Annotated in this window: 12 protein-coding genes; 6 read left to right on the top strand and 6 right to left on the bottom strand. The window is 32.3% G+C overall.

Going from position 1 to position 13024, the window contains the following annotated elements; translation table 11 throughout:
* Positions 1-129: 129 nt before the first annotated feature.
* Complete coding sequence (gene trmD / locus C4S35_RS09225) at positions 130-807, bottom strand: tRNA (guanosine(37)-N1)-methyltransferase TrmD (RefSeq protein ID WP_091166587.1); 678 nt, start codon at positions 805-807, stop codon at positions 130-132.
* A gap of 155 nt (positions 808-962) precedes the next feature.
* Here trmD and C4S35_RS09220 point away from each other — a divergent pair, with 155 nt between their 5' ends.
* The 3 genes from C4S35_RS09220 to C4S35_RS09210 all read left to right on the top strand — a co-directional run bounded on the left by C4S35_RS09220 (position 963) and on the right by C4S35_RS09210 (position 5845).
* Entirely contained in the window at positions 963-3092 is a 2130-nt protein-coding gene (locus tag C4S35_RS09220; RefSeq protein WP_103999896.1) for a M3 family metallopeptidase, read from the top strand.
* A gap of 327 nt (positions 3093-3419) precedes the next feature.
* Positions 3420-4226 carry a hypothetical protein gene (locus C4S35_RS09215; RefSeq protein ID WP_146059531.1) on the top strand — a complete coding sequence of 269 codons (807 nt, stop codon included), beginning with the start codon at positions 3420-3422 and terminating at the stop codon, positions 4224-4226.
* A gap of 686 nt (positions 4227-4912) precedes the next feature.
* Entirely contained in the window at positions 4913-5845 is a 933-nt protein-coding gene (locus C4S35_RS09210) for a peptidylprolyl isomerase (RefSeq protein ID WP_103999894.1), read from the top strand.
* Between the two features lie 231 nt (positions 5846-6076).
* Here C4S35_RS09210 and C4S35_RS09205 read toward each other — a convergent pair whose 3' ends face one another.
* A complete protein-coding gene (locus C4S35_RS09205; RefSeq protein ID WP_103999893.1) occupies positions 6077-6631 on the bottom strand; it encodes a thioredoxin family protein in 555 nt (184 codons plus the stop codon).
* A gap of 171 nt (positions 6632-6802) precedes the next feature.
* On the bottom strand, positions 6803-7696 hold the full coding sequence (locus C4S35_RS09200) for an alpha/beta fold hydrolase (protein ID WP_103999892.1): 894 nt from the start codon (positions 7694-7696) through the stop codon (positions 6803-6805).
* A 160-nt stretch (positions 7697-7856) separates the two neighbouring features.
* On the opposite strand from C4S35_RS09200, the gene C4S35_RS09195 reads away from it, so the two are divergent.
* The 3 genes from C4S35_RS09195 (at position 7857) to C4S35_RS09185 (ending at position 9695) form a co-directional block, all read left to right on the top strand.
* The gene (locus tag C4S35_RS09195; RefSeq protein WP_103999891.1) at positions 7857-8192 is read left to right on the top strand and encodes a tRNA-binding protein; all 336 of its coding nucleotides are present in this window, start codon (positions 7857-7859) and stop codon (positions 8190-8192) included.
* Positions 8193-8559: 367 nt separating this feature from the next.
* Positions 8560-8886: a four-helix bundle copper-binding protein gene (locus C4S35_RS09190; RefSeq protein WP_103999890.1), complete on the top strand. Its 327-nt coding sequence runs from the start codon at positions 8560-8562 to the stop codon at positions 8884-8886.
* Between the two features lie 317 nt (positions 8887-9203).
* Entirely contained in the window at positions 9204-9695 is a 492-nt protein-coding gene (locus C4S35_RS09185; RefSeq protein ID WP_244175231.1) for a YbhB/YbcL family Raf kinase inhibitor-like protein, read from the top strand.
* Positions 9696-9791: 96 nt separating this feature from the next.
* On the opposite strand, the gene C4S35_RS09180 is transcribed toward C4S35_RS09185, so the two are convergent.
* From C4S35_RS09180 to C4S35_RS09170, 3 genes are all read right to left on the bottom strand, one after another.
* Complete coding sequence (locus tag C4S35_RS09180) at positions 9792-10349, bottom strand: RBBP9/YdeN family alpha/beta hydrolase (protein WP_103999888.1); 558 nt, start codon at positions 10347-10349, stop codon at positions 9792-9794.
* A gap of 317 nt (positions 10350-10666) precedes the next feature.
* Positions 10667-11047, bottom strand: a complete 381-nt coding sequence (locus tag C4S35_RS09175) for a PUR family DNA/RNA-binding protein (RefSeq protein WP_103999887.1) — start codon at positions 11045-11047, stop codon at positions 10667-10669.
* Between the two features lie 71 nt (positions 11048-11118).
* Positions 11119-12879, bottom strand: a complete 1761-nt coding sequence (locus C4S35_RS09170; RefSeq protein WP_103999886.1) for an ABC transporter ATP-binding protein — start codon at positions 12877-12879, stop codon at positions 11119-11121.
* Between the last annotated feature and the right edge of the window lie 145 nt (positions 12880-13024).

Below are 13024 nucleotides of genomic sequence, written 5' to 3'. Positions count from 1 at the left end.
TGAAATGCTAATAATTCTTTGAATTCCATTATTGATTTTATTTAAGTTTTTTATGTGTCAGTTTCAGTTAACAGAGAATACAAACTGTAATTCTTTATTGAATCTCACGCTGAAAACTGTGACTGAAAACTAATCCTCCAGCAAATCTGGTCTTCTATTCTTTGTATGTTCATACGCCATATCTTCTCGCCATTTATCAATTTTGGCAAAATTCCCGCTTGTTAAAACTTCAGGAACTTTCCAGCCGTTGTAATCTGCAGGGCGAGTGTAAATTGGACCGGATAATAATCCATCCTGAAAACTATCCGTCAATGCTGAGGTTTCATCACTCAAAACACCCGGAATCAATCGGATTAATGCATCCGATAAAACTAAAGCGCCTAATTCTCCACCAGACAAAACATAATCTCCAATAGAAATTTCTTTGGTTATAAAATGATCGCGAACACGTTGATCAACACCTTTGTAATGCCCACACAAAATGATGATATTCTCATACATCGACATTGTATTGGCCATTTTTTGGTTCAAAGTTTCTCCGTCCGGCGACATATAAATGATTTCGTCGTAGGTTCTTTCGCTTTTCAAATGTGTAATACAAGCATCAATGGGTTGCACCGTCATTACCATACCGGCGCCACCGCCATAGGGATAATCGTCTACACTTTTTTGTCTGTTCGTGGTGTAATCTCGCAAATTATGAAAATGAACCTCCACCAATCCTTTATCGATGGCACGTTTCATAATCGAGGCCTCAAAAGGACTTCGCAATAATTCAGGTAAAACGGTAACAATATCAATACGCATAATTTTAAAACTTAATTTGAAAGATGCAAAGGTACAAAGTTTTCAAGAGTCAAAATTTAAAGATTTAAAGATTGAAATTAAATTATTTAATTGTAACATTTAACTATAAGCTTATTTCAACTACTTTTATCGCTAGAAACAAATAATCCTAAACTATGCAATTTTTTTCAAAAATAATCAAGGCAAGTACAATGCTTATTTTTATTGCTACCGTGCAAAATCAAGCGCTTCACGCTCAAAACAATTCTATTAAAATGACTAATCCACTTTTGCAAAAAAGCGCGTTGCAGTATCAAGCACCGCCTTTTAATTTAATTAAAGACGAAAATTTTAAGCCTGCTTTCGAATATGCCTTAAAAAGTCATGATCAAGAAATAAAAAAAATCGCAACCAATCCTGCCAAACCAACGTTCAAAAATACTGTGTTGGCACTAGAAATTTGTGGAGTCGATTTAGTAAGGGCCACAGGAGTTTTTTATAATCTAACGGGTTCAAACACGAATCCGACTTTGCAAGCAATTGAAGCAGAATATGCTCCAATTTTTTCGGCTCACAATGATAAAATATATTTGAACAGCCAATTATACAAACGTTTCAAAGCGTTAAACTTGGATGCTCTAAAAGGAGAAGACAAGAGATTGACCGAATATTACTTGCAATTGTTTGAATTGGCAGGTGCAAATTTGTCTCCGGCAGATAAAGAAAAAATGAAAAAAATAAACGAAGAGTTGGCAAGTTTGGGTACACTCTTTGGAAACAAATTATTAATTGCTCGTAAAAATGGGGCTATCTTATTTGACAATATAAACGATTTAGCAGGTTTGAGTTCAGACGAAATTGCCGCTGCAAAGGCAAAAGCTACCGAGGCGGGTCAAGATGGTAAATATTTGATAGGATTATTGAATACAACACAGCAACCCTTGTTGTCCAGTCTTAAAAATAGAGCTACAAGAGAAAAAATATTCAAGTCATCTTGGACTCGTGCAGAGAAAAATGACGATGGTGATACTCGAGAAGTATTAGAAAAAATGGCCAAATTACGTTTGAAAAAAGCAAACTTAATGGGTAAGAAAAGTTTTGCTGAATGGAGATTACAAGACCAAATGGCAAAATTACCAAGCACTGCCATGGACCTTTTAGCAAAAATTGCAAAACCAGCTGTCGCAAAAGCGAAGGTGGAAGCCAAGGAAATTCAAGACCTGATCGATGCTCAAAACGGAGGATTCAAACTGGAGCCTTGGGATTGGGATTTTTATTCAGAGCAAGTGCGTAAAGCAAAATATGATTTAGATGAAAGTCAGGTAAAACCTTATTTTGAGTTAACGACTGTTTTAGAAAAAGGGGTATTTTTTGCAGCAAAACAAATGTATGGCATCACCTTCAAAGAAAGGAAAGATTTGCCAGTCTACAATCGGGATGTCGTGGCTTACGAAGTATTTGACAATGATGGGAAATCAATGGCGATTTATTATTTGGATTTTTACACCAGAGATAACAAAAACGGAGGAGCGTGGATGAATAATTTTGTGACTCAGTCTCATTATTTAAAACAAAAGCCAGTTATTGTAAACGTTTATAATTTTTCTAAACCGGTTAATGGAAATCCGTCATTAATCAGTTTTGATGATGTGACAACACTGTTCCACGAGTTTGGGCACACCTTGCATGGTTTGTTTGCCAATCAAAATTATCCAAGTATTTCAGGAACATCTGTACCTCGTGATTATGTGGAATTCCCGTCTCAAATTAACGAGCATGCCGCATTGGATCCTGCAGTTTTAAAAAATTATGCCATTCATTACCAAACTAAAGAAGTGATTCCGCAAGCGTTAATTGATAAAATCAAAAAAGCAGAGACATTTAATAAAGGATATGTAGTGACCGAATTATTAGCCGCTTCAACGCTTGATATGGCTTGGCATAGCGTAGAAAAGGAAGCAGATTTCAAACCAACTTTAGTTTTTGAGAAAGAAGCACTTCAAAAATATGGTTTGTTGGTTAATGAAGTTCCAACCAGATACCACACACCTTATTTTGCACATATTTGGAGTGGCGGTTATTCAGCGGGTTATTACGCGTACACATGGTCAAAAACCCTGGATTATAATGCTTTCGATTGGATGCAAGCCAATGGTGGTATGACTAGAGAGAATTGCGAACGTTTCCGAAAATATATTTTATCAGTAGGAAACAGCGTTGATTTAAACAAAGCTTTCAAGGATTTTATTGGGCATGACATGCAAATAGAACCGTATTTGAAAAACGCGGGACTTTCAGACAAATAATCATATTTCATTTAATAATACAAATGGCATTCGTAAAGGATGCCATTTTTTTTTGGAGCTATTTCCAGCTATTCGTTGCAATCTTTGTATCCGCTCAAAAGGCGTATAAAAGGATTTCCACTGCTATCTGGGCTAGGATTTTGTGGAATTATAGTTTTTAAATAACTAAATTAGTACGAAAAGAATTCAAAAAAAATAAAAAGTACTTCGTTGGTTTGAAATAAATTTATTATACATTTGAAATGCTAGTACTCGCACATTTGTCAGACCTATCTGCAAGTTAGTTATTACTTAACTGCAAAATCCAGAATCTAAAATATTTAATTTTTGAAAAAAATAGTACCAAACTTAATTAGAATAAATACAGAATATACTCCGTTAGAAGCCGAGAATTTATTTTTATGGAGATGTGAAAGAACTATAAGCCACGGTTATTCTTTTTCTATTATGGATTTTAATTGTTATTGCGGATTAAAAATAAAAAGAGAAGGTTTGGAAAATTTACATCCAAAAATTGTCAATTATATTTTAGAAGACGGTGAAATAAAACGTGAAATAAAATACGAATTAATTCGCCTAAAAATATTAGATAGTCAAGGGATTACTGAAGCAGAAAAATTATTTTTTAATAACGAAAGACGAATATTAGTAGATAAACGAAAAGAAATTATTAAAAATGAAATCGGCAGAACAAATATTAAGGGAAAAATATTAAATCAAATAAATTATAAAAATTCAGACTATTACAGAGAATTACTAACCTTAACTAATCAATTTGTTGATGTGACAATCTTGGACTACTTTATTCCAATAGTTTTAACATACGAAAGATTGGTACATATTTTTATAAAACATGTTGAAGAAACAAAGTTTGGTGATGGACAATTTAAAACAAGAACTTTTTTTAATTACGAAAGTTCTGAAATTTGGACATTAATTACAACAATAATCAAAATAGATGAAGAAAATATCAAAGAACATTTTATTGAAAATGCAGTAAATAAGGATTTAGGAAAACCTGAATTAATGGAGGACTATCGTCGAAATGCAAATAATCCAATAATGATTGAAGATGATAAATTTGCGCTGACAATTAATAAAAATGGATTTATAAAGATGCTTCACCAAATTTAAACAACAGCTAACACACGTCTCGCGCAATTTACAAATTTAGTGGAATTGCCGTTTTTTATCGTATTTTCGTTTAGCCGAAAATACTCGTTTTCGCAAGTTGCAAACTGCGCGAGGCGCGGTACGTTTGTACGACATTTGGAGAACCTCGCATAAAATAAGAACTTAATTATAATGGATATTTTTTGGATAATAATGATTTGTATATTATTATTTATCTCAATAAAAGAGTTGCGGAATTTTAAAAAGCTGGAAAATAATGATGCGTATAATATTCTTCAAAATTCTAGGCATTATAGGTTGTTAGCCATAGTTATTATTACAGTAATTGGAATAATTATTTTTATTTTCAGAAAAATATCTTTATTATTTTGAAAAATTTGAAATCAATTATGACGAAAAGTTTATTTTTAAAGAATTGACTTAAGGTTGTATAGTCCCTAACGGGATAAATGAAACGATTGGTTTTTGCTGACAATATTTAGTTTCTTCAGAACAAAAAAAGCAAATTAAAGAAACAGTCAGATATTATGAACAAATCGTTCTCTTGCTAAAAAATTATGTTGAGATAATATTCAAACTTTCAAACTTTCAAATAACCAAATTAACGAATAACTAAATCATCGAATCCCCAATTCCCTTTTTAAAATTAATTTCGTAAATTTGCCTTTCAATAAAAATTAAACACAATGGAAAACGGAATATACGCTAAATTCAACACCGCAAAAGGTGCTATTTTAGTAAAACTAACACACGATTTAACACCAGGAACAGTAGGGAACTTTGTAGCTCTTGCTGAAGGAAATATGGAAAACAAAATAAAACCTCAAGGACAAAAATTCTATGATGGTTTAAATTTTCATAGAGTTATTCCTGATTTTATGATTCAAGGGGGATGTCCTCAAGGAACGGGAACAGGAGATCCAGGTTACAAATTTGAGGATGAGTTCCACAAAGATTTACGTCACGATGCACCTGGTGTTTTGTCAATGGCAAATTCAGGTCCAGGCTCAAATGGGTCACAGTTTTTTATCACACATGTGGCTACACCATGGCTAGATGATAAACACACTATTTTTGGAAATGTTATAGAAGGCCAAGATGTTGTAGACGCTATTGCTCTAGGAGATGCTCTAGAGTCAGTTGAAATCATCAGAGTAGGGGATGAAGCTAAAAAGTGGAATGCTATTGAAGCATTTGTAGGGTTAAAAGGTGCGCGTAACAAACGTGACGCTTCTTTAAAAGCAGATGCAGAAGCTGAAATGGATAAATTAGCAGCTGGTTTTGAAAAAACAGAAAGCGGTTTGCGTTACCAATTTATCCAAAGAGGTGAAGGTAAAAAAGCAGCGAACGGTAAAATAGTTTCTGTGCATTATACAGGACAACTTCCAGACGGAAAAGTTTTTGATAGTTCTTACCCAAGAAAAAAACCGATTGAATTTCCATTAGGAGAAGGAAATGTAATCGAAGGATGGGACGAAGGTATTGCCTTATTACGCGTGGGTGATAAAGCACGTTTTGTAATTCCATCTCATTTAGGTTACGGATCTCGTGGTGCTGGAGGAGCAATTCCACCAAACGCTACTTTGATTTTTGATGTCGAATTAATGGACGTGAAGTAATAGTATTCAGTGTTCAGTCGCAGTTTGCAGTATTGAACAATCGAATTAATTTAGAATCCCAAAGCGAGAGTTTTGGGATTTTTTTTACCATTTTATTTTGTCATTTCGACCAAGGGGAGAAATCTCATAACGAGAGCAACTAATGTAATTTGTTTCACCTGTTCACTTTGTTCGAGTTTCCTTCGTCGAAATGAACTATATTTATTCCAGTAAAAGAAAGGTTAAATGGTATTATTTCCACTTAATATTACAACCCATACTTGGTTTTTGATCTAGATTAATAGTCCTATTGTATATCACGCTATCAATTGCACCACGCAAATCGTTTCCGCTTAACGGAATTCCATTTCCCGGTCGGCTGTCGTCTAATTGTCCATGATAGACTAATTTATCTTGATTGTCAAATAAGAAAAAATCAGGCGTACAAGCTGCATCATACCCTTTTGCCACATCCTGTGTATCATCATAAAGATAGGGAAACTCAAATTTATTTTGGAAAGCAAACTCGGTCATCAATTCAGGGGTATCTTGTGGAAATTTCACCACATCATTACTGGAAATGGCAATGATACCGATTCCTTGCACCCGATAATCATTGGCAATCATAACAATTTCATTAATTACATGATGAACAAATGGGCAATGATTGCAAATGAACAGTACTAAAGTCCCCTTTTCTTTTTTTAAATCCTGAAAAGAAAACCATTCGCTTGAATTGGTGTCTTTTAAATTGAAATTTGGAGCCAAAGTTCCCAGTGCTACTGTATTTGAAGTGGTTCGTGTCATTGAAGTTGATATTGCTTTTACCAAATTACAATAAAAAATGCAGTATTGAAAAAGATTCGCCTTTTTACTAAAATATTTTAGAATTCAAATGAGAAAAAGTACGCTTTGAAGTGCTTTGTCTATAAACAGCGAACACTTCAGGTCGTACTTTTTGAATGATTCAATTTAAATTTAAGAGTTTAAAAATTTAATTAAATCTCTATTTAATTTTTCTTTTTCTACATAAAATAATCCGTGTGGCGCACCATCGTAGATAATAAAAATATTATCAGGAATTAATTTTGTAGCAATTTCAGAAGTGATTTCTATGGGGACAGTTTTATCTTCATCGCCATGAATGATTAATGTAGGTACATTTACAGAGGCCATTTCACGACTAAAATCAGTAGTGGAAAAAGATTTTGCACACTCCAAGGTCGCACGCGGTGAAGCAAGAGAACCAAGCATTCTATAATAATCCAACAATGGTGTACTAACAGGCTTACTGATAAAACTCACTCCGAAAAATGTTTTTCCGAAACCATCCAGAAAACTAATTCGGTCCTCTTTAATTTGTTCCGCCATTGCATCGTATTTTTCTTGAGGAACTCCGGCAGGATTAGAATCGGTTTTTAATAAATGTGGTGTTACAGAAGAGATTAGTATAGCTTTTGCAATATTTTTTCCTCCATGGCGACTGAAATAGCGCACGACTTCTCCACCACCCATAGAAAATCCAACAAGAGTGACTTCGTCTAACTCTAACTGATCAATAATTGCTTTTAAATCATCTGCTAAGGTATCGTAATCGTATCCGTTCCAAGGTTGCGAAGATTTTCCAAAACCACGGCGATCATAAGCAATTACTCTAAAGTTATTTTCAACCAAAGCATCGATTTGATGTTCCCACATTTCATTAGAAAGGGGCCAACCATGAATAAGAATTACCGGTTTTCCTTGACCGTAATCCTTTAAATATAATTTTACGTTTAATTCTGTCTCAATATATCTATCCGTTTCCCTTTTTGATGTAGAAAAACTATCATTCCTTGATGATTCGTTTCCACTTGTTTGATTTTCTTCCATCTTACTAATAGTTTTTTATAGTTTTTAAATAGTATTCTTGAATTGTAAATTTATAGTCATAGTACAAAAAATGTCTTATGAAATTAGTGTTAATAGTTGTAAAATTGATAGGTTTGTTAAACAATAACATTTAATTACAAACCATAAATACAATATAAAAGTGGAATTAACTTGGCAAGATTTTGTAAAAGTAGAAATGCGAGTTGGAACTATTTTAGAAGTTAACGATTTTCCTGAAGCAAGAAAACCGGCTTACCAGCTTACAATAGATTTTGGTTCCACAATTGGAATTCGAAAAACATCGGCACAAATTACAAGGCGATATCAAAAGGAAGATTTGGTCAACAGACAAATCGTCGCTGTTGTAAATTTTCCCAAAAAACAAATTGGTAAATTCATGAGTGAATGTCTGGTGTTGGGTGCTGTCGGGGAGGAAGGTGATGTTATTTTGTTAGCACCAGATTTTAAAATTGAAAACGGACTGCGAATTGGGTAACTCCAAAAAAAAACGGCTCTGATATACTTGAAAGTAAATAGGTTATTAAAATGTTAATAACCTATTTTTTAGTTATTTAAAGTAAAAAATATTGTAAATTTACTTGTTTCTTAATTAAGGTTTTTTTTCGGCATAAAATTGTTGTTTAATTAACAAAGATTTTAAAATAATTTTTAGGATTATAATTTGCATTAAAGTTTCCCCAAAGCTATTTAAAGCAAAATACCAAATGGTCAGGATGCATTTCTTTATATCGATAAACAGCTGCATTGTTTACAATATAAATTAACCAGATATAAATTAAATTTAGATATCATTTCATTTCAGAATTTAAAAAGCAGATTATTAATTATAAGTTACATAAAAAATGGAAAAGCAAAAAATGATTGATGTATTGAATTTTTGTGCTGCACAATGCACACATTGTTATGATGCATGCCATTTAGAAAAAGAGATGGAGATGGATCGCTGTATGATGAACGACCAGGATTGTGCGGATATATGCCGATTAACAGGACAGTTGATGGAACGAGATTCAGAAAATACTGATATTTTTCTGAAATTATGTGGTGAAATGTGCGAAAGATGTGCCACAGAATGTGAAAAGTATCCGGAAATGGAACATTGTAAAAAATGTGCTGAAGCATGTCGTAAATGTGCCACAATGTGTCAAGAACAACAAATGGCGCATTAATAAAAAGCTATCGTTATTTTACAGTTTAACCATATTTGCTTTTTGTGTTATAAGCTAAATAATATACGATGCTTTAGTAAAAAAAATATTATCCAAACGCTCTTAAGAATCTTATTAGGCACTTTGCGAGATTGCTATTGAATTTCCTAATACATTGTTTACAAAGGAAACCTAAAAGAGCAAAGAATTATCACGATAAGCACTAAGTTGTGTAAAATTATGAATTAAAAATGGTAGATTCTTATCTAATAAGACGATACCATAAAAAAATAGCTCGAAAAAATGAATCAAAATAATTCTATTTTACGATTCTAATTATGAACCTCGTTATTCCATATATCATGTCAGTAACAATCATTAACACATTAGTTGTAAAAAGTTCTTCTTTTAATAACAATGAATTTATTCCTTCAAAATATACTTGTGATGGACTAAATATTAATCCGGATATTATCATAGACGAAATTCCTGAAAACACAAAAAGTCTGGCTATTATAATGGAAGATCCAGATTCCCCAAATGGAACTTTTTGCCATTGGCTTTTATGGGACATTTTGCCAAAAAGCAGTATAAAAGAGGATTCTGCACCAGGAATCCAAGGTAGAAATAATATGGGTGAAAATAAATATTCTGGTCCATGTCCTCCAAGTGGTAAACATCATTATCATTTTAAGGTATACGCTTTGGATACTACGCTAAGTTTTCTGCCTTCTAATACAGATAAAAAAGAATTTGAAAAAGCAATTGTTGGGCATAGTATTGCCTGGGGAGAATTAATAGGTTTGTATAGGGTAAAGGAACATTTTTGATTAAAAAAGAGAAACTGTTATTTAAGCAGAACTTTTTTTTACCTAAGAATTTAAAAAGAGAATATTAAATTTAAAATATTTTCTTCTAAATTGTTATCAGTAGGAATTAGAATTGATTTTATCAATTAATTTTTCTAAAATTAATTGGCCTTCTTCCCAAAATTCGAGATTTGAATCGGAGTTGATGTGTCCTTTTTGACCAATGTTTACAAAATCGCTACCCCACATTTTAGCAAAATATTGTGCTCTTTCCGTTGAAATATACGGATCATTAGCACTGGTGACAAGAATTGATGGGAAACCTAATTTTTTAGTTGGTATCGGAGAAAAATTCCAAATTATTTCAGGAGTGTGATCTGGGGAATCAACATCGGCAGGAGCAACCAATAATGCCCCAATTATGTTGGGATTATTATTGACTGTAGCCCAATGCAAAACCATTGAAACGGCAAGACTGTGCGCCACCAAAATAGTTGGAGAATCTAATTTTGAAATAACTTCTGTTAAATTACTTAGCCATTCCTCAAGTACAGGTTCTTGCCAGTTTCCCTGAACCAACTTAGAACTGTTTTTAAATTTTTGTAACCAGTAGCTCTGCCAATGTTTTTCTCCGGAATCGCCAAGCCCTGCAAGTATTAATAATTTCGTATCCATTTTTAATATTTTACCTAATATAAGTCTTGCTAAAAAAAAACATGTTTATTGCTATTTTTTTGGAATAAAATTATGCATTTAATCGAAATAAAAACTATTGTTTGCTCAGAAAAAAGAGCAATTACTTAAGAGATTTTAAGTTTAATAAAAGTTGCCTAAATTTTTATTATTTACCAGAATATTTTTAACATTTAATTTACTCTATCTTTTCTTTTTTTTAATAATTTCAGGTAGTGTTTCTTTGTAGAATTACATAAAAGAGTCCAAAAATCAATTGACTTTTAGACTCTTTAGGTTTGTAAATAGGTAATTAAGAATTAAATATCATCAAATTCAATATCAGTAAAAGATGATGTTTTTGGAATAAATTCGTCTTCCACTTTATCAGAAGTATATTCTTTTTTAAAATCTTTTTGGTGTCTTTCAGAAATTACTTCTTCTCCTTTATGGTTCAAAACGTAAGAGGTCATTTCGCCTAGGATTTCTGCGAAAGCAGCAAAATCTTCTTTGTATAAATAAATTTTGTGTTTCTTGAAATGGAATGAACCATCTTCTTCTGTGAATTTTTTACTTTCGGTAATCGTAATATAATAATCATCTGCTTTTGTAGCCCTCACATCAAAGAAATAAGTTCTTCTTCCAGCTCGTAAAACTTTTGAAAATATCTCTTCTTTTTCTAACATGTCATTTTCTCTCATAATCCTTTCTATCAATTTATGGTTGTTAAGTAGTACTCAAAAATCTTAAAAATATATGTATTACACAACAATTAAAGCAATTCTTTTTCTGAAAGTTGTTTTAAATATAGGGATGCATAATACCCTTCTTGATTTATCAATTGATTATGAGAACCTTGTTGGATAATTTTTCCGTCTTCCAGGATGATAATATTGTCTGCATTTTTGGCTGATGAAACTCTGTGACTTACAATAATGGTAGTTTTATCCTTGCAAATTTCAGATAAATTATTCAAAATAGCCTCTTCGGTCTCTGTATCAACAGCAGACAAACAATCGTCAAAAAGTAAAATAGGAGGGTTTTTGATAATTGCTCTGGCAATAGAAACGCGTTGTTTTTGTCCCCCGGAAAGTGTAATTCCTCTTTCGCCCAATATAGTATCATATTGCTTGTTAAAGCCAATGATATTATCATGAACCACAGCATTTTTGGCAGCTGATTGTACTTCTTGGTCAGTTGCGTTTTCTTTACCAAACTTTATGTTGTTCTTGATACTGTCCGAAAACAAGAAGGCATCTTGTGGTACAATCCCGATGCTTTTTCGCAAATCATAAAGGTTCACGGTACTTATTTCATTTCCGTCAATGTTTATTTTTCCTGCTGTTACATCATATAATCTAGAGATTAATGAGGAAATGGTTGATTTTCCGGATCCTGTTTTTCCAAGAATCGCTAGTGTTTCTCCTTTTTTGACTGTAAAAGTTACATTTTTTAATGCTTCTATGTTGGTGTCTTCGTAAGTGTAACTAACATTTTCAAAAGAAATAGTACCCTCGATTATAGATTTATTAGGATTGTTATTTTTTATTTCAGGCTCAATTTTCAGGAATTCGTTGAGACGTTTTTGGGAGGCTTCGGCTTCTTGAACCATAGAAGATACCCATCCTAGAGAAGCCACTGGCCAAGTAAGCATATTGACATATAAAATAAATTCTGCTATAGTTCCAATGCTTTTTATCGTACCATCAATGTACATTAAACCTCCAAAATAAATCACAACCAAGTTACTTATTCCTATCAACGCCAGCATTAATGGTCCGAATAGAGATTGCACTTTGGCTAAGTTTAAACTTTTGCTTTTACTCTCATTCGCTAAATCCACCATGTTGTTTTGATGTTGATCTTCTAAAGAATAGGCCTTTATCACACGGATTCCAGAAAATATTTCTTGTGAGAAACTGGAAACTTTAGATAAATATTGTTGAAAAATGGTACTTCTTTTATTGATTTCGGAACTTAATTTGAAAATGCAATACGATAATATTGGTAAAGGAAGAATGGTATATAAAGTCAATCGAGGCGAAACATTATACATATATACGATTACAATCGTAAAACGAATAAAAGTATTTATAGTGTACATAACGGCAGGACCCACATACATTCTGACCTTAGAAACATCTTCGCTAATGCGGTTCATCAAATCACCGGTGCGACTTTGTTTGTAAAAGTTCTGCGATAAGTTTTCATATTGTCGGAATACTTCATTTTTCAAATCGAATTCAATGTGTCTCGACATAACAATAAGGGTTTGTCGCATTAAAAAAGTAAGAAAGCCAGCAATGATCGTAGTAGCAATAATCAACAAAATATTCGAAATTAATTCTTCGCGAATTACCGAAATTGCTACATTTTTATCTTTAGAAAAGGATTCAATTACTTTGAATGATTTGCTAATTAATTTGGGTGTAAACAATGAAAATATTTGAGCAATAATGGTAAATATGATACCGAGAGAAAAGCTGTATTTATATTTGACAAAGTATTTATTTAAATAACGTAATTCTTTCATTTTTTTAAGATATTCTTTATTGAAATAGTTTTATTTTTTGATTTTTAATCAATTTTTGACAAAATTAAAATTATTTTTCTTTCGTATAATTATCATATTGATAAATTTAAGCTAAAATATTAGTGCTTATTTATTTTTTATGTAA

The sequence above is a fragment of the Flavobacterium urumqiense genome, from assembly GCF_900108015.1.
In the GTDB taxonomy this organism is placed as follows: Bacteria; Bacteroidota; Bacteroidia; order Flavobacteriales; family Flavobacteriaceae; genus Flavobacterium; species Flavobacterium urumqiense.
Note: the sequence above shows the minus strand (reverse complement) of the source record. Positions and strands in the feature narration are given on the sequence as shown.